The organism is Glycocaulis alkaliphilus, from assembly GCF_004000605.1.
Lineage (GTDB): Bacteria > Pseudomonadota > Alphaproteobacteria > Caulobacterales > Maricaulaceae > Glycocaulis > Glycocaulis alkaliphilus.
Genome location: NZ_CP018911.1, coordinates 104,544 through 122,038 on the forward strand (window position 1 = coordinate 104,544; position 17,495 = coordinate 122,038).

Consider the following 17,495-nt stretch of genomic DNA (forward strand, 5'->3'; position numbering starts at 1 on the left):
TTTTAGTGATGCAGATGCGCGTCCGGCCGGTCATCGGCCGACCAGCGGCGCAAGATGGCCGGATCCGGATCGCCATAATCCACCGGCAGGTCCGGGCAGGGCGCGCTCTGCAGGATATCGCGCATGATCGCCAGGCGCGTCGCGCGCTTGCTGTCGGCATTCACCACGCGCCACGGCACGGGATCGCCGGTAGCCGCCAGCATGATATTGCGCGCCTTCGAGTACTCGTCGAACTTTTCCAGCGCGACCGCATCCACCGGCGAGGTTTTCCAGGTCTTGAGCGGATTGGTCCGGCGGTCTTCGAGCCTTTGCGCCTGCTCCTCGCGCGAGATGTCGAGATAGTATTTCAAGAGGATCAGCCCGTCCTCGGTCAGCATGTGTTCGAACGGACCGGCATCGCCCAGGAAGGTCCGGTACTCGGCGTCGGTGCAAAACCCCATCACCGGCTCCACGCCGGCGCGGTTATACCAGGACCGGTTGAAAAACACCGTCTCGCCGCCGGCGGGCAATTGGGCCGCCCAGCGCTGGAAATACCAGCTGGTCTGGTCGCGCTCGGTGGGCTTGCCCAGCGCCACCACGCGGGTGTTGCGTGGCGAGCGGTGCTTCACGATACGCCGGATGGTGCCATCCTTGCCGGCCGCGTCACGCCCTTCAATGATCACCAGAAGCCGTCCTTCGGTAGAAATCAGACGGCGTTGCAGGACCACCATGCCGATCTGCAGGCGCCTGAGTTCTTTCTTGTAAGTTTTCTTGTCCATGCCGCGCAGCTTGGGCTTGTGCGCCTGCCGTGTCGAGGCTTGCGTGCTCTTGGGCAGGCGCCTAGCCCTCGTCCACCAGCCCTTTAAGCGCGTAGAGCGCCTCCAGCGCTTCGCGCGGGCTCAGCGCGTCCGGATCGATGGATTTGAGCCGTTCCAGCGCCTTGGAGGGTTTCGGCGCGGCTGGCGCAGGCTGGGCTGAAAACAGCGGCAGTTCGGCCAGCGCCGCCGCCGGACTGCCATCCGATTCCAGCTTGGCCAGGATGGATTGCGCCCGGCGCACAGCCATGTCCGGCAGACCGGCGCGCTTGGCCACCTCAACCCCGTACGAACGGTCGGCAGGGCCGCTGCCCACCTCGTGCAGGAAGACCAGCTCGCCTTTCCACTCGCGCGCTTTCAGCGACACATTGCCCGTGCCCTCCAGCTCGTCGGCGAGGCGCGTCAGCTCATGGTAGTGCGTGGCAAAGAGCGCGCGGCAGCGATTGACCGCGTGGAGATGTTCCACCGTGGCCCAGGCGATCGAGAGGCCATCCCATGTCGAGGTGCCGCGCCCGATCTCGTCCAGTATAACCAGACTTTTCGGCGTTGCCTGATTGAGTATGGCCGCTGTCTCGATCATTTCGGCCATGAAGGTGGAGCGTCCGCGCGCCAGATCATCGGCGGCGCCGACGCGCGAAAAGAGGCGGTCCACCAGTCCCAGCCTGACCGTTCGTGCGGGAACAAACAGGCCCGCTTGCGCCATGATGACGATAATCGCGCACTGGCGCAGGAAGGTGGATTTACCGGCCATGTTCGGCCCGGTCACCAGAAGCAGGCGGCTGGCCGCCTTCCCGTCTGCATCGAGCTGGCAGTCATTGGGCGTAAAGCGCGCCTCGCCGCTCCGGGTCAGGGCCTGTTCCACCACCGGATGGCGGCCCGCCTCGATAAAGAGGTCCGCGCCATCCGTCAGTTCAGGCCTGCAAGCCCCCGTCTCGACGGCCCAGTGCGCCGCCGCCGCCCACACATCCAGCGCGGCCAGCGCCTCGCCTGCCGCGCGAATAACGCCGGCCAGACCTTCCACCTGGGCGCAGAAGCGCGAGAAAATCTCCAGCTCCAGCGCGATGGCGCGCGAGGCGGCAGAGGCGATTTTCGATTCCAGCTCGCCAAGCTCGGTGGTCGAGAACCGTACCGCATTGGCCATGGTCTGGCGGTGGATGAAGGGCTCCACCCCCATCATCGCCTCGCCATGGCGCGCACTGACCTCGATGAAATAGCCCAGCACATTATTGTGCTTCACTTTCAGACCTGAAATGCCGGTCTGGTCGGCATAGGTTTTCTGCAGGCCTGCCACCACGCGGCGCGACTGGTCTTTCAGGGTGCGCAGCTCATCCAGCGCCGGGTCCCATTCGTGCGCCACGAACCCGCCATCGCGCGTCAGCAAAGGCGGCTCTTCCACCAGCGCGCGGGCCAGCTCATCAACCAGGCTTGCCAGCTCGGGCCGGGCTGCCAGCGACAGCGCGTCCAGCGCGCCCTGAATGGCTACTGGCAAGGCGTCATGGCCGAGGCGGGCAAAGGCCGCATTGATGCGCTCGCCCTCTTTGAGCGCTCGCGCCAGCGCCAGAAGATCGCGCGGTCCCCCGCGCTCCAGACACAGGCGTGACAGGGCGCGGACTGGATCCCCGGCGCTTTTCAGGCTGTCGCGCAAGGAGTCGCGCAAGCCGGCCTGCTCGTGCAGGAAGCCCACCGCATCAAGGCGCGCCTCGATCTCGGCGCGCACGGCAGAAGGCCGGGAAAGCTGCTCCGCCAGCAGGCGGGCGCCCGGCGCTGTCACCGTGCGGTCTATGGCATCAAGCAGCGAGCCCTTGCGCTGGCCCTGCAAGGTGCGGTCGATCTCAAGGCTTGCCCGCGCCGCCGGATCGATGGCGAGCCACCCTCCGGCCTCAAAATGGCGCGGCGGAGCAAGCTTGGGCGCAGCGCCTGCCTGCGACAGCTCCAGATAATCGAGAAGACAGCCTAGCGCGCCGAGCTCTGTGCGGGAGAAATCACCAAACCCGTCAAGGCTCAGCGTGCCGAAATGCGCATTCAGCCGCCGTTCCGCAGACCCGGCCTCGAACTTCGCCTTTGGCCGCGCCGTGATTGTGGTGCCGGGCAGGATGGGCGCCAGCACGCGTGCATCATCATCCAGCACCAGCAATTCGGCCGGTTGAAGCGCGGCAAGCTCTGCCTCCACATCACCCGGCTCCAGCCTTACGGAGCCGAAACTGCCATCGGAAATATCGGCAAAGGCGAGCGCCATATCGCCCGCTACGCCCCGCGCCAGCGCCGCCAGCCGGTTGGATTTGCGCGCATCGAGAAGATCATCCTCGCTTAAAGTGCCCGGCGTGACGATGCGGGTAATCGCCCGCTCCACCACCGATTTCGATCCGCGTTTCTTGGCTTCTGCCGGGTCTTCCACCTGCTCGCCAATGGCGACCTTGAAGCCTGCGCGGATCAGGCGCGAGAGATAGATTTGCGCGTTGTGGACCGGCACCCCGCACATGGCGATCGGTTCGCCCTGATGTTCCCCGCGTTTTGTCAGCGTGATGTCGAGCGCGGCGGCCGCGCGCACCGCATCGTCAAAGAAGAGCTCGTAGAAATCGCCCATGCGGTAGAAAAGCAGCGCTTCGGCAGGCACTTGCGCGCGAAGGCTGAGGAACTGCACCATCATCGGCGTCGCCCCTTCCGCGCTGGGAAAGGTGCGTTCCGCGATGTCGGATGGGGCGCTGGCGTCCGGGCTCATGGCGGCAAATTAACTTTCCGTTCCCGCCCCGCAAGGGGAGAGACCAGAGGCACGCGTTTTTGCGCTGGCTAAACAGGCTTTCGCTTTCGGCAGTGGAGCGTCTAGGCTTGGGCAAAGCCCGCAACCTGACCCGGATGACAGACCCCCCATGACAGACCGCAAACCGCGCGTGGACGATGAAGAAGCCCTGGCCTTTCACAAGCTCGCCCCGGCGGGAAAGATCGCCCTGCGCGCGACCAAGCCCATGGCCACCCAGCGCGATCTGTCGCTGGCCTACTCACCGGGTGTCGCCGCGCCGGTAAAGGCGATCCACGCCAATCCGGATGCGGTCTACGACTATACCTCCAAGGGTAATTTTGTCGCCGTCATCTCCAACGGTACGGCCATTCTGGGCCTGGGTGATCTTGGCCCTGCCGCTTCCAAGCCGGTGATGGAAGGCAAGGCGGTACTCTTCAAGCGCTTTGCCGATATCGATGCCATCGACATCGAGGTGGAGGAAAATGACCCCGAAGCCTTCGTCGAGTGCGTGCGCCGTTTCGGCAATACGTTCGGCGGGATCAATCTGGAAGACATCAAGGGGCCGGACTGCTTCATCATCGAGGAGCGCCTGCGCGAGCTGCTCGACATCCCGGTCTTCCATGATGACCAGCACGGAACGGCGATCATCTCCGCGGCTGGCATCATCAATGCGTGTGAGCTTTCCGGCCGGGACATCAAGGATCTCAAAGTCGTCGTGAACGGCGCGGGCGCAGCCGGTATTGCCGTGCTGGAGCTGATCAAGTCCATGGGCGTGGCCCATGACAATGCGATCCTGTGTGACACCAAGGGCGTCATCTACAAGGGCCGCGAGAATGGCATGAACCAGTGGAAATCGGCCCATGCCGCCGATACGGACAAGCGCACACTGGAAGAGGCGCTCGACGGGGCGGACTGCTTTATCGGCCTGTCGGTCAAAGGCGCGGTGACGAAAGCCATGGTGAAATCCATGGCCGCCGATCCGATCATCTTCGCCATGGCCAATCCTGATCCGGAGATCACGCCCGAAGAAGTGCGCGAGGCGCGTTCAGACGCGATCATGGCAACCGGCCGGTCTGATTATCCCAATCAGGTCAATAACGTACTGGGCTTTCCTTACATTTTCCGCGGCGCGCTGGATGTACGGGCCCGCACCATCAATGAGGCGATGAAGGTCGCCGCCGCCCGCGCGCTGGCCGAGCTGGCGCGCGAGGATGTGCCAGACGAGGTGGCCGCCGCCTATCACGGATCACGCCCCAGCTTTGGCAAGGATTACATCATCCCCGCCCCGTTTGATCCGCGCCTGATCAGCCATGTCCCGCCTTACGTGGCGCAGGCCGCGATGGATTCAGGCGTGGCCCGCCGCCCCATTGCTGACATGGAAGCCTACAAGGCGACCCTCGCCCAGCGCCTTGATCCGACAGCCTCGATTCTGCAGGCCCTGCACGAGGAAGTGCGCTCGGCCGACCGCAAGACGATTGTCTTCGCCGAAGGCGAGGAGCCGACCGTCATCCGCGCCGCCCACGCCTTCCAGACGCAAGGGCTCGGCAAGGCCGTGCTGGTTGGCCGCGAGGAAACGACCAAGGCCAATATGCGCCTTGTCGGCGTGCCCGAAGACGGGATCGAGATCGTCAATGCGCGCCTCTCCGACCATAATGCGGTCTATGCCGACTGGCTGTTCCGCCGTCTGCAAAGGCGCGGTTATCTGAAACGTGATGTGCAGCGCATGGTCAATAATGACCGCAACGTGTTTGCTGCCTGCATGGTGGCGCTGGGCGATGCCCACGGCCTCGTCACCGGCACCACGCGCAATTACGCCCAGGCCCTGGCCGACGTGCAGATGGCGCTGGACCCCAAGCCCGGCGAGCGGGTCATGGGCATGTCTCTGGTGCTGTCACGCGGGCGCACGCTTTTCATCGCTGACACCAATGTCACCGAGTTTCCGAGCGCGCAGGCCATGGCCGACATGGCGTGCGAGGCGGCTTCTGCGGCGCGCCGCTTCGGGGTGGAGCCGCGCGTGGCGCTGCTCTCCTACTCCACTTTTGGCAATCCGGCCGGCGAACGCTCGGAGAAAATCCAGGAGGCTGTCCGCCTGCTCGACGCGCGCAATCCCGATTTTGAATACGAGGGCGAGATGAATGCCGATGTGGCGCTCGATCCCGATCATACGCGGCTCTACCCGTTCTCGCGCCTGACCGGCCCGGCCAATGTCCTCATCATGCCGGCCATCCATTCGGCCTCCATCTCCACCAAGCTCTTGCGCGCCGCAGGCGGGGCAACCGTTCTGGGTCCGATGCTGGTGGGGCTGGAAAAGCCGGTGCAGATTGCAAGGCTCGGCGCGGGCGTGGCGGACATTCTCACGCTTGCGGCGCTGGCGGCGCATGACCTCTCGGCGGAGCGCAGCGAAACTAGCTGATCGTCTGGCCTAGCTGATCTGGGGCTTGTGGGCCGCGACTTCGCGCGCGGCCCGCCAGCGCATCACGATCCAGACCAGCAATACCGCTGGCGCGCCAATGAGCGCGGTGGTGGTGAAGAAGTTGGCATAGCCAAGACCATCCACCATGATACCGGAAAACCCGCCAAAGAGCTTGCCCGGCAGGGCGTAGAACGAGCTGAAGAGCGCATACTGCGTGGCCGAGAAGGCCCGGTTGGTGAGGCTCGACATATAGGCGATGAGCGCGGTCCCCGCCCAGCCGCCAGCCACGTTTTCGGCTGTAATGGCCAGCGTCAGATAGAGGATGGAGGGGTTTTTCTCCTGCGGCCACGGGGTCATCTCAATGCCATTTACCAGCGTGATCTCGCCGGTCGGCTGCAGGAGCGCCAGCCAGGTGAAAGCCAGCGCCGAGACAGCGCTGATGATCGCGCCCACCATCAGCACCGGATAGACGCCCCAGCGCGTGGCCGCGATTCCCGCCAGCATGGCGCCAGCCAACATCGCAAATACGCCGTAAACCTTTGAAACAGCGCCGATTTCAGACAGGGTGTAGCCCATATCCACATAGAAGGGATAGGCCATGAAGCCGAGCACGAAATCATTGAGCCGGTAGGCGCCGATCAAAGTGAGGATAAGCAGCGCGATCCAGCGATAGCGCACGATGAAATCGACAAAGGGCGCGACCACAGCCGAATAGAGCCAGGCCGCTGCCTCGCCCAGCGGATTGCCCTTCACCGCGCCTTCGATGGCCTCCGTCCCGCCGCCCAGCGCATCCGGGCGCTTGGGCTCGGGCGCGAGGAACACGCCCGCCACGCCGATCAGCATGAGCGCGGCCAGCACGGTGTAGGCGAAGGAGAACCCGCCAAAATCGGCCATCACCAGCGCGCCTGCGCCCGCGGCAATCATGCCGAAGCGGTAACCCCACTGATAAATCGCGACCAGCAGCGCCTGATATTCATCCTCGGCGACGTCGATGCGCCAGGCATCGAGCGCAATGTCCTGCGTGGCCGAACCGAAGGCGATCATCACGGTCGCCAGTGCGATCACAAAAAGACCTGTGGAGGGCGTCGCCGTGGAGGCGAGCAGAATTGCGCCGATCACAATGATCTGCGCGAGCAATATCCAGGAGCGCCGCCGCCCGAGCAGCCGGTCAAGGACGGGCAGGGGCAGCCGGTCAACCAGCGGGGACCACAGGAATTTGAACGTATAGGCCATGCCGGCCCAGGCAAAAAATCCGATCTCGGTGCGTGACACGCCCTCCAGCCGCAACCAGGCCGATAGCGTGGAGAAGACGAGCAGAATGGGGAGGCCGGCCGAGAACCCCAAAAGCAGCATGACGGCCGAACGCCGCCAGCCCAGCGCAATGACCGAGCCCAGAAGACTGCGGCGCTCGCTTTGGCGCTCGGCACTGATGTCGGTCATGAAAAGCTCGCTCCGGCGAACGTGACTTAAGCGCTCAGCCTTGCGCGGTTTTGCCCGCCGCACAAGCCGGAGAGGACGGCGGCCAAGTCATCGGGGTCCACCGGCTTGGCAAGGAACGCGTCCATGCCAGCCGCCAGGCAGGCATCGCGATCCGCCTCGGTCGCGTTGGCAGTCAGCGCCACCAGCGGCACAGCGCCCGGCTCGCCGGGAAGGGCGCGTATCTGTGCCGCGGCATCCCGGCCGTCCAGCTCCGGCATGCGCAGATCCAGCAACGCGGCATCATACCCGCCCTGGGAGGCTTCCAGTACGGCTTCTCGTCCTGTTGTGGCCATCACGACGCTGGCGCCCAGCCGCGACAGCAAAGTACGCGCGATGAGGGCGTTGACCGGATCATCTTCGGCCAGGAGGATGCGGTAACCGGCCAGTACGGGCCCGCTGACGCCTGTCGTCTCGCGCTTCTCGTCGCCCGAACGCCTGCCCAGCGCGAACCGGGCCAGAGAGCTGGCCCGAACCGGCGCCACAAGCCAGCCATCAATGCCTGCCGGGCGGTCTTTGCCGGTGTAGCGCGCCTTGGTGCGCGGGCGGGCGAGGGCCAGAATCCGGCCCGTGCAGCCGCTTGCCGCAAGGGCAGACGCATCTTCGGTCCAGCTGTCATCGAGAATGATGATGTCGGGCCGCACCGCTTGCGCGCGCGCCACCAGCTGGCCCTGACTGCTACAGCTTTCAGCCCAGGCACCGAGCGTTTCGGCATGCAGGACGAGCGCGTCTGATTCAATGCCGCACGGCGTGGCGACAAGAATGCGGCGCCCTGCCAGCGGGCGATGGACGGGCGCGCGCTGGAGCACCTCAGGCTTGAAGGTGAACCAGAACAGCGCGCCTTGTCCCGGTTGCGACCGGACGCCGACCTCGCCATCCATCGCCTCGGCCAGCCGCTTGACCATGGCAAGGCCCAGCCCGGCGCCCGGCGCGCTATTATCACGCTCGGCTGCGCCGCGCTCGAACTGTTCAAACAGCCGGGCCTGATCGGCCGGGCTGATGCCCGGTCCGGTATCGCGCACCGACAGGCGCAAATTCTGGTCTTCCGCTTCGAGCGTAACCAGCACCCCGCCTTCGCGCGTGAACTTCACCGCATTACCGGCAAGATTGTAGAGAATCTGCTTCAGGCGGGCGGGGTCCGCGCGGATCTGCGCCGGGACGCCTGGTCCTTGGGCATGCGCCAGGGCCAACCCCTTTTCGGCGGCCTTCTCCGATAACAGCTCGCACACCTCTTCAACCAGCCTTGACGGGTCGACGGGTTCAGGGCGCAGGTCCAGCTTGCCTGCTTCCAGCCGGGAGAGATCGAGAATATCGTCGATCAGCTTCAGTGCATGGCTGGCGCTGGCTTTCAAGGCGGCGACATAAGCGGCCTGATCAGGCTTCAGCCCGGTATCTTCCAGCAGGCGGGCCGTGCCCAACGCGCCCGAAAGGGGCGTGCGCAGCTCATGGGTAACGGCGGCAAAGAACACACCCTTGCCCCGCGCGGCTTCGCTCTCGCGCTGCACGAGGCTGCGCTGTTCGGTGACATCGCGCCCCACGGTAATGATGGAGCCGTCCGGGGTCAGGGTTTCTGACCACTCGATCCAGACCGGCCCGGCATGCGTGCGCATGGCTACATCATAGCGCCTCTGCACTGTGCTCTCGCCAAAGGCCGGCGCGACGGCGAACCAGCGCCCGGTCCAGTCTTCGCGCTCGCCGCCAAAGGCTCTCAGGAAGGCGCCGTTCACATCACTCAGGCGCCCGTCGCGGTCGCGTACGAGCACCAGCTCGCCCATTGCGTCGAAAATGCTGCGCAGCGGCATCTGGGCGGCCCCGTCGTCCGCCGTCTCGTCAGCGGCGGCTGGCTCAAGCGGTGTCCCGGCAGAAAGGGGAAGAGGCATGGCGTGGGTCATGATGGGACGCTAGTCCGGGTCAGGTTAACGAAGCGTCGAGTGCCGGAGCGATTTTTCGCCTCCCTCTGCCGCCGTTGGCCAGACCGGCGGAGTGCTGGATGATCGGGTATTGCGTCTTGCGCTCAGGGCCTCCGCGATATGGATGCGCCGCACCCCGTCCACGCCGTCCAGATCGGCAATCGTGCGGGCGGTACGCAGGACACGGTGATAGCTGCGCGCGGTCAGGCCCATGGCCTCCGCGGCGCGGGACAATAGCTCTCGCCCGGCAGCGTCAGGTTCGGCAATCCGGTCGAGCGCCTCGCCGGACAGCCGCGCATTGAGCCCTCCGCGTTCTTCCTGCAGGCCGCGGGCGCGTGCCACGCGCGCTGCAATCTCGGCGGTGCCCTCCTGCGCGGGCGGCAGGGCAAGGTCTGCGGGCGTAACCGGCGGCACCTCTATCTGCAGGTCGATGCGGTCCATCATCGGACCGGAAATGCGTGCCTGATAGCTTTCCGCGCAATTCTTGCCGCGCGCGCAGGCGCGCCCGTCTGCGCCGGCCCAGCCGCAGCGGCAGGGATTCATTGCCGCAACCAGCTGAAACCGCGCCGGAAACGTGATCCGCGCATTGGCGCGGGCCACCGCAATTTCGCCGGTCTCCAACGGCTGGCGCAGGGAGTCGAGCACTTGCGGGTGGAACTCTGGCAGCTCATCGAGAAACAGCACGCCATTATGGGCCAGCGAGGCCTCACCGGGCCGCACCCGCGTGCCCCCGCCTACCATTGCCGCCATGGACGCGGAGTGATGGGGCGCACGGAAGGGCCGTGTGCGGCTGAGCTCTCCGCGCTGCAACAGTCCGGCGACCGACTGCACGGTGGAGATTTCCAGCAATTCCCTTGCCGAGAGCGGGGGCAGCAGGCCGGGCGCCCGCTCTGCCAGCATGGACTTGCCGGAACCCGGCGGGCCGATAAACAGAATATTGTGGCCACCAGCCATGGCGATCTCGAGCGCGCGCTTGGCGGTTTCCTGACCGCGCACATCACGCATGTCCCGGAAGCGCGGCCCCTCGACCAGATCACCCGGCTGCGGCCGCACCAGCGCCTGCCCGCCCTTGAAATGATTGATCAGCTGGATGAGCGATGCCGGGGCCAGGATGGCGAGATCCCCGCCCGCCCAGGCCGCTTCCGGCCCGCTATCCTTCGCACAGATAAAGCCTGTTTCCTGCTCCACGGCGAGCATGGCCGCTGGCAGGGCGCCCGGCGCTGGCGAGATCGAACCGTCAAGGCCGAGCTCCCCCATGGCCAGATACTCCGAGCCTGCCTCCGGCGGCAGGACGCCCATGGCGATCAGAATGCCAATGGCGATGGGCAGGTCGAAATGGGCGCCTTCCTTGGGCCGGTCCGCCGGGGCCAGATTGACAATCAGGCGCTGGCCGGGGAGGGAGAGACCAATCGCCGCAAACGCCGCACGTACCCGCTCACGGCTCTCCGCAACGGCTTTGTCGGCCAGCCCGACCACGGTGAAAGCCGGTGTGCCGCCTGCAATCTGCACCTGAACATCAACCAGGCGTGCGTCAGCGCCTTCAAAGGAGGCGGAATGGGTATAAGCGCTCATCATCACCTCCAGAAAATGCGTTCACTGAACAAACTAAATTTCGTCCACGCGCCTTTACCTTTTATCCACAGGAGCCATGAACAGACCTGTATAAAACCAGAACAAGAAAAGAACAAAAATGCCGCGAACGTCAAGACGTCACATTAACTTTTTGCCAAACCCTTCTAAATTAGCTCGTTTTCCGCCCCGGAATCCGCGCTGAGCACGCCGGAAAGGCGTAAAGGCCAGCGTCCGGGCGACACGCATATCAGGTCAAAACGGGTGGCCATCCGGTGCAGCGATGTCCGGCGCGCGCGCCACAGCGCCGCTGCGCGCATCAGCCGGGCCTGCTGGCGAGGATGGAAGGCTTCGCGGGCGGCCGGTTCACTGGCGCGCCACTTCACCTCGATGAACGCCAGCACGCGCCCCTTGCGCGCTATGATGTCGATCTCGCCAAGCGGGGTTTTCACGCGCCGTCCGACGATCCGCCAGCCTGTCAGGATCAGCATGGCCACGGCCAGCCACTCCCCGCGCCGTCCGCGCCGCTCTGCCCGTTGACGTGCGCGTGTCTTCATGGGGCGCGCCCGCCCGCCGGAATAGTCAGGTCCGCAGTTGCCCCTGACCGATCACGCCGGTAGCTTTGGCGCGGAGCGCATCGGGGCGCAGTGCCGGTCGCGGCGGTGATAAGGACAGGATTCATGACGCAAGCAGTGTTGCCCACCTGTGCGCTGGCGCCAATAGCCCGGCTTTCGCGCGTTGCGTTTATGGTAGCGGGTGCGGCCCTGCTCCTGTCGGCTTGCGGCGCGACCACGGGCACACCGGGACCGTCGGTCCAGCAGGGCACGGCATCGCCTGTCGTCGGCGCACCGCCCGAGCCGGCTGTGCTGGGTGTGGAGATGAGCCCGGAGCGGCTCGCCTTCACCCCGCCCCATCTGGAAGGCACTGATCTGGTGCGGGTGGGGGTGTTGCTGCCCTTCTCCGGGTCGGCGGGCGCTCTGCGCTCGGAAGCGGGGCATTTGCTGCGCGGGGCGGAACTGGCCCTCTTTGAGCGCGGCATCGGGAACGTGGTCCTGCTGCCCAAGGACACCGAAGGCACGGCGCGCGGCGCCGAGGCCGCGGCCGAGGCAGCCATTGCGGATGGCGCCGATCTGATTATCGGCCCGCTTCTGGCCGCTGAAGTGCGCGCCGTATCCGGGCCTGCCCGCCGGGCCAATGTGCCGGTGATGTCGTTCTCCACCGATACCAGTGTCGCCGGGGGCGGAGTATACCTGCTCAGCTTCCCGCCCGAGGAAGAAGTGCGCCGCGTGGTCTCCTACACGGCCTCGCTTGGCGCCAGCCGGTTTGCGATTGTCGCTCCGGCCACGCCTTACGGCCAGCTGGTCAGCGAGGCCTATCGCCGGGCCGCATCCGATATGGGCGGGACGGTGACGGCCGAGGAGGTCTATTCGGGCGGCGTGGAGTCCATGAGCCAGGCTGCACGGCGCCTCGCCCGGGCCGGCATTGGCCGGCTGGAGGTGGGCCGGGCCCTCGCCATGACGGGCGAGGACTGGCGTCCCACCGATAGCGGCGCCTTCCAGGTAGTCATGCTCCCGGCGGGCGGCGATGATTTGCGCATGCTCGCGCCATCCATGCTGTTTGCCGACATTGACCCCCTGCTGGTGAAGTTTGTCGGCACCGGCCTGTGGCGTAATCCCGATACGGCGCGCGAGCCCGCACTGGCCAATGGCTGGTTTGCCGGTCCGGACGCCGAGATGCGCGCGCGGTTTGAGTCCGCCTATGAGAATGCGTTTGGCGAGGCCCCGTCGCGGCTGGCCGGCCTTGGCTATGATGCCGCATCCCTTGCCGCCCTGATGGCGGCCAATATGGGCCGTATCGACCGCTCGGTCATTGAAGATCCAAACGGCTTCCTGGGCGTGGACGGCCTGTTCCGCATGCGCGCAGATGGCACGGTTGAACGCGGGCTCGCCCTCTACACTATCCGCAATGGGCGTTTTGAGGTGCTTGACCCGGCTCCGGAACGCTTTGGCTCTGATGGCCTCGTTGTCGATGTGGAGCCGGGCGAATCCTGATCAGGCGCCTGGCTCCTGTTCAGGGCGCCAGCAGGTTGGCCACCCGGTCGGCATAGAGCCGCCCCTGCGTCGTCAGGCGCACGCCTGACGCGTCCATGGCAATAAGCCCGTCAGCCAGCAGGGATGCGGCGGCCTCCTCATCGACATCGTGCCCGGTCAGGGACTTCAGGCGCGTCCGGTCCAGACCTTCCGCGATACGCAGCCCCATCAGCACGCGCTCCTGCGCCTCTTCCAGCGCGCTTAAATGCTCAAGTTCAGAGAGGGGCTGCTGGCTGGCGGCGATATAGTCTGCAGGGCGCATCGGCGCGGCATGGACAATGCGCCCCCCTCCCGCGTGTGAGCCGATGCGGCCATGCGCGCCGGGGCCGATGCCGATCCAGTCCCCGCCTGTCCAGTAAAGCCGGTTATGGCGCGAGCGGTGGGCGTCCGCGCGCGCATGATTGGAAATCTCGTACGCCTCCAGCCCCGCGGCGCGGGTAAGATCCTGCGTCGCCGTGAACATGTCAGCGGCGAGATCTTCAGGCGGCGGCACCAGCGTGCCGCGCTTTACCTGGCGCGCGAAGGCGGTGCCGTCCTCGATCGTCAGCTGATAGGCCGAGAGATGATCAATCCCCAGCGCCAGCACTGTGGACAGCTCGCCCTTCCAACCGTCAAGGCTCTGGTCCTCGCGCGCATAGATGAGATCGGCCGAGACGCGCGCCACCAGAGAACGGGCTATTTCCAGCGCCTCCAGCCCGGCGCGGGCATCATGATCGCGCCCCAGACGCGCCAGGGCGGCATCGTCCAGCGATTGCATGCCAACCGATAGCCGGTTGATCCCGGCGCTAACAATATCGGCCAGGCATGAGCGCTCGGCCGGATTGGCCTCCAGTCCGAGCTCTGCCTCCGGCGCCAGCCCCCACAAGGTTTCGGCCGTTTCCAGTATGCGGGCAATGTCGCGCGCCTCCATCAGGGAGGGCGTGCCGCCGCCAAAATGTATGCTGGCGAGCGTGCGCGGCCCGGTCACCGCGCGCCAGCGGGCCATGTCGGCGATCAGCGCATCGACGAGGGCCGCGCTATCGGCGCCTTTGGCCTTGTAGACATTGAAATCGCAATACGGGCAGATCCGCACGCAATAGGGCCAGTGAATATAAAGCCCAAGCGGAGCGGGCGCGTGGGTGCTCACGTGCCGAGCACCGCGTCTGTGAGCTTTCTGAAAGCGGCGGCGCGGTGGCTGAGGGCTTTTTTCTCCGCAGCGCCCATCTCGGCAAAGGTGCGGGTTTCGCCTCGGGCCACAAACACCGGATCATAGCCAAAGCCCTGATCCCCGCGCGGCGGCCAGACAAGATCACCCTTCACCTCGCCCTCGAAGACCAGCTCGGCCCCGTCCGGGTGGACCAGCGCCAGCACGCAGACAAAGCGCGCGGAGCGGTCCGTACTGCCAGAGGCGGCGAGTTTCGCCTCCACCGTCTCCATGGCGAGACGGAAATCCTTCTCCGGCCCGGCCCAGCGCGCGGAATATACGCCCGGCTCACCACCGAGCGCACTCACTTCCAGACCTGAATCATCGGCCAGCGCCACCGCTCCGGAGGCCTTTGCGGCGGTCCGCGCCTTCAAAAGCGCATTGCCCGAAAAAGTTTTTTCAGTCTCTTCCGGCTCCTCCAGGCCCATCTCGCCTGCCCCTTTGACGGTGATCGAGAAGGGCGCGACAAGATCGGCTATCTCCTTGATCTTGCCTGCATTATGGCTCGCCAGCACCCACAGCGGAGCGTCCCGGAACAGGCGGTTTTTGGTGACTACATCCATTTACGCATATCGCCTTTCGAAAAATTCATATCGTTTTTCGATATTTTTTTGTTGCAAAGCGATGAGTGCCTTGCTAGATGTGTTTTCGAGGCAAGCGGAACACCCCGCTGCCTCACGGCAGAAGCCCCGGCAAACAAAAGACCGGAGCAAAGGCCGAAGGTTGATCGATAACACTGGACCTCAAAGGAGACAAAGATGGTCAGGCTCGAAAACAACACCCGCAATTTTCCGTTTGCGGCTATCATGAATGTGGTTCTGGTCGCTGCGGTAGTAGCGGGCATGGCTGCGGCGCTGTCACCGATTGTCGCATAAGGCGGCGCCGTGAGGCAGCATGACGGCACCGGGTGCGTCTGACCTCTTCCCCCTTGGAGGCAGCATCGCGCCCGGTGTGACGTCGCAGAAGGGCAGGGATGCGTGCGCTAAGTCCGGGATTTCTGACATCCCTTCTGAAAATTTTCCTCGACGTGGCGATTATCGTGCTCTGGGGCCTTCTGGTCCTGGCCAGCCTCGTCACCCTCTCCTTGATGGCCTTTGGCATCTTCAGCCTCACCGGCATGGGCCCGGACCTGCCAGACGCCTTTGTCCGTTTCCTCCAACTTGATATCGTCATCGCGCTGCCGCTGGGTGTGGCCGCGATCATTGCGATTCTCTTCATTACCGACCGGCTGCGCCGCATCGTCATCACCCTTGTGCAGGGTGATCCCTTCGTGCCGGAAAATGCCGGCCATCTGCGCGCCATCGCTCTGGCCATCGCCATCTACCAGATCATCCGCTACGGCGCGCATGGCATTATCGCGCTGATCTTCACCGTGTTTGGCCGCCCGGTGGAAAGCGGGGTCAGCGTCCAGCCGGAGTTCGGCCTGAATGCCCTGAATATCGGCGCCTGGATCGCCGTTATCGCCCTTCTCGTCCTGTCAGAAGTGTTCCGTGAGGGAACGCGCCTGCGCGACGAGCAGAAGCTGACGATCTAGGGGGCGCGAGACATGGCAATCCGCGTCACCCTCGACCGTATGCTTCTCGAACGGCGCATGTCGCTGACAGAGCTGTGCGACCGTGTCGGCATCACCATGGCCAATCTCTCCATCCTGAAAACCGGCAAGGCCAAGGCCGTGCGCTTTTCCACGCTGGAAGCGCTGTGCCGCGAGCTCGATTGCCAGCCCGGCGATTTGCTGCAGTTTACCGACGAACCTGGCGAAGAGGATGACGACGGGACGGAGTAGCTACTTACCGCCGTCCCCTGCGCCGTGATGAGAACATGTCGTCATCCAGCACAAACAGGCGCGGATCGGCGCGCTGACCAAGGCGCACCTCATCGAGCGTCACCTGCGTGAGCGAGCCCATCCCGTCCACCGCATACCAGCCCAGAAGCGCCACCTCGCCCGCGGGCGCGGCCGGGTCATCGTCACCAAAGGCCAGCGTCACCCGGCCCTCGGCCTCGCCTTGCGGATCCTCCAGCGTCACATAGAGCTGATTGTCATAGCGGCCCACCTCCACAATCGCGCCGGAGGATTCCAGCTCCGAAGCAGGCGCCAGCAGCCAGCGCAGGGGCGTGGAGCGGATCGGCGCACGGTCAACCGTTTCCAGCGCGCTGTCGGCAATCGCCACCGTCGAGCCATCGGCCACGATCAGCAAAGGCGAGGGCGCATCATAGGCAAAGCGTACCCGTCCGGGGCGCGACAGGGCGATATCGCCATCACTGACGGAGCCATCAGGGTTCACCTGCCGGAAACGGGCCTGCAGGGTCTCAACGGCGGCAAAGATTTCCAGCGCGCGGGCGCGCTCCACTGCTTCGCCGCGGCCGGACTGCTCGACAGCCTCTGCCGGCGGCAGGGTTTCAACCTCCTGCGCCTCTTGCGCTTCCTGCACGATGACAAGGCCGGTATCGGCGTTCACATCGAACGCGGTGCTATTGGCGTCCGCCGTGCTCCAGCCGGTGGACAGCGCTGCAAGGGCGGTGGCAAGCGTGGTCAGCATTTTCAGGTCCCTTTCCTTCGTGCCGGGGACAATCACTATGACCCTATGGCTAAAGGCAAATTGCGGCCCATGAAAGGCGTTTGCGTTCATCTGCGCGACAGCAATTCGTAACGCGAAAAGCCCGGCAAAGTGTCATTCGCCGCACCCGCTGGCCTCGCCCGAAGCGCGCCTTTGCCCTATCTTGCGTGCCATGAAACGCCGCACGGCAATAGAGAACTGGCCGATCGAGGCCCATGGCCGTCCGCTGCGTCTGGACCATCTGGACGCGCGCGAGGACGTGCTTCTGGACGCCCACGTGCGGCCCAACCGTTCGCTCGGCAGCCCCGCTTTCATCGCGCTGATGGTGGCCATCGCCGTTATCAGCTTTACCGCAGGTCTGGCCTTTCTGCTGGCCGGGGCATGGCCGGTGCTGGGCTTTTTCGGGCTGGACGTGCTGATCGTCTGGCTCGCCTTCCGGCTCAATTATCGCGACGGGCGGCGTCTGGAGCGTATCCATATCACGCCAGATGCCATCCATGTCATGCGCCGCTGGCCGACAGGCTATGAGACGCTCTACCGCCTGCCCTCTGCCTGGACCCGGCTTGTCGTGGACCATGAGGACGATCCGGACGTGCAGCCGCGCCTGACCGCCATGGGCAAGCACGTGCTGGTCGGCTCGGTCCTCTCGCCGCGTGAACGGCGTGAGCTTGCGGGCGCGATTGGCGAAGCGCTTGCAAAGGCGCGCACCAGCCCGGTGGCTCTGGCGCAAGAAACGGGTGGCGCTGCTTAAGTGTCAGCGGCACTCTT

The 17,495-nt window shown here is 65.2% G+C and carries 14 protein-coding genes; 5 read left to right on the top strand and 9 right to left on the bottom strand.

The genetic code is table 11. The annotated features are described in order from the left end of the window. Nucleotides 1-2: 2 nt before the first annotated feature. Together ppk2 and mutS are read right to left on the bottom strand one after the other, a co-directional pair. Nucleotides 3-758 carry a polyphosphate kinase 2 gene (gene ppk2, locus X907_RS00550; RefSeq protein ID WP_127565125.1) on the bottom strand — a complete coding sequence of 252 codons (756 nt, stop codon included), beginning with the start codon at nucleotides 756-758 and terminating at the stop codon, nucleotides 3-5. 61 nt (nucleotides 759-819) lie between these two features. Beyond that, on the bottom strand, nucleotides 820-3,513 hold the full coding sequence (gene mutS, locus X907_RS00555) for a DNA mismatch repair protein MutS (protein WP_127565126.1): 2,694 nt from the start codon (nucleotides 3,511-3,513) through the stop codon (nucleotides 820-822). 148 nt (nucleotides 3,514-3,661) lie between these two features. Between mutS and X907_RS00560 the strand changes: the two genes are divergently transcribed. Continuing rightward, complete coding sequence (locus X907_RS00560) at nucleotides 3,662-5,944, top strand: NADP-dependent malic enzyme (protein ID WP_127565127.1); 2,283 nt, start codon at nucleotides 3,662-3,664, stop codon at nucleotides 5,942-5,944. 9 nt (nucleotides 5,945-5,953) lie between these two features. Here X907_RS00560 and X907_RS00565 read toward each other — a convergent pair whose 3' ends face one another. The 4 genes from X907_RS00565 to X907_RS00580 all read right to left on the bottom strand — a co-directional run bounded on the left by X907_RS00565 (nucleotide 5,954) and on the right by X907_RS00580 (nucleotide 11,456). After that, nucleotides 5,954-7,384: an AmpG family muropeptide MFS transporter gene (locus X907_RS00565; RefSeq protein WP_127565128.1), complete on the bottom strand. Its 1,431-nt coding sequence runs from the start codon at nucleotides 7,382-7,384 to the stop codon at nucleotides 5,954-5,956. A gap of 26 nt (nucleotides 7,385-7,410) precedes the next feature. Further along, nucleotides 7,411-9,300: an ATP-binding protein gene (locus X907_RS00570; protein WP_233352439.1), complete on the bottom strand. Its 1,890-nt coding sequence runs from the start codon at nucleotides 9,298-9,300 to the stop codon at nucleotides 7,411-7,413. A 36-nt stretch (nucleotides 9,301-9,336) separates the two neighbouring features. Further along, the gene (locus X907_RS00575; RefSeq protein ID WP_127565129.1) at nucleotides 9,337-10,902 is read right to left on the bottom strand and encodes a YifB family Mg chelatase-like AAA ATPase; all 1,566 of its coding nucleotides are present in this window, start codon (nucleotides 10,900-10,902) and stop codon (nucleotides 9,337-9,339) included. A 164-nt stretch (nucleotides 10,903-11,066) separates the two neighbouring features. After that, nucleotides 11,067-11,456, bottom strand: a complete 390-nt coding sequence (locus X907_RS00580; RefSeq protein ID WP_127565130.1) for a YraN family protein — start codon at nucleotides 11,454-11,456, stop codon at nucleotides 11,067-11,069. A gap of 123 nt (nucleotides 11,457-11,579) precedes the next feature. Here X907_RS00580 and X907_RS00585 point away from each other — a divergent pair, with 123 nt between their 5' ends. Continuing rightward, nucleotides 11,580-12,950 (top strand): penicillin-binding protein activator, encoded by a 1,371-nt coding sequence (locus X907_RS00585; protein ID WP_127565131.1) that lies wholly within the window; start codon nucleotides 11,580-11,582, stop codon nucleotides 12,948-12,950. A 19-nt stretch (nucleotides 12,951-12,969) separates the two neighbouring features. Here X907_RS00585 and hemW read toward each other — a convergent pair whose 3' ends face one another. Beyond that, entirely contained in the window at nucleotides 12,970-14,115 is a 1,146-nt protein-coding gene (hemW, locus tag X907_RS00590) for a radical SAM family heme chaperone HemW (protein WP_127565132.1), read from the bottom strand. Beyond that, complete coding sequence (rdgB, locus tag X907_RS00595) at nucleotides 14,112-14,735, bottom strand: RdgB/HAM1 family non-canonical purine NTP pyrophosphatase (protein ID WP_127565133.1); 624 nt, start codon at nucleotides 14,733-14,735, stop codon at nucleotides 14,112-14,114. Before rdgB ends, hemW begins: the two co-directional genes overlap by 4 nt. Nucleotides 14,736-15,145: 410 nt before the next feature. Here rdgB and X907_RS00600 point away from each other — a divergent pair, with 410 nt between their 5' ends. Next, nucleotides 15,146-15,706, top strand: a complete 561-nt coding sequence (locus X907_RS00600; RefSeq protein WP_127565134.1) for a DUF2975 domain-containing protein — start codon at nucleotides 15,146-15,148, stop codon at nucleotides 15,704-15,706. Between the two features lie 12 nt (nucleotides 15,707-15,718). Continuing rightward, entirely contained in the window at nucleotides 15,719-15,955 is a 237-nt protein-coding gene (locus X907_RS00605) for a helix-turn-helix domain-containing protein (RefSeq protein ID WP_127565135.1), read from the top strand. 4 nt (nucleotides 15,956-15,959) lie between these two features. Here the strand turns inward: X907_RS00605 and X907_RS00610 are convergent, their stop codons facing one another. Beyond that, entirely contained in the window at nucleotides 15,960-16,709 is a 750-nt protein-coding gene (locus tag X907_RS00610) for a LolA family protein (protein ID WP_170175405.1), read from the bottom strand. Nucleotides 16,710-16,899: 190 nt separating this feature from the next. Between X907_RS00610 and X907_RS00615 the strand changes: the two genes are divergently transcribed. After that, nucleotides 16,900-17,478, top strand: coding sequence for a DUF2244 domain-containing protein (locus tag X907_RS00615; protein ID WP_127565137.1), 579 nt, complete (start codon nucleotides 16,900-16,902; stop codon nucleotides 17,476-17,478). The last annotated feature ends 17 nt before the right edge of the window (nucleotides 17,479-17,495 follow it).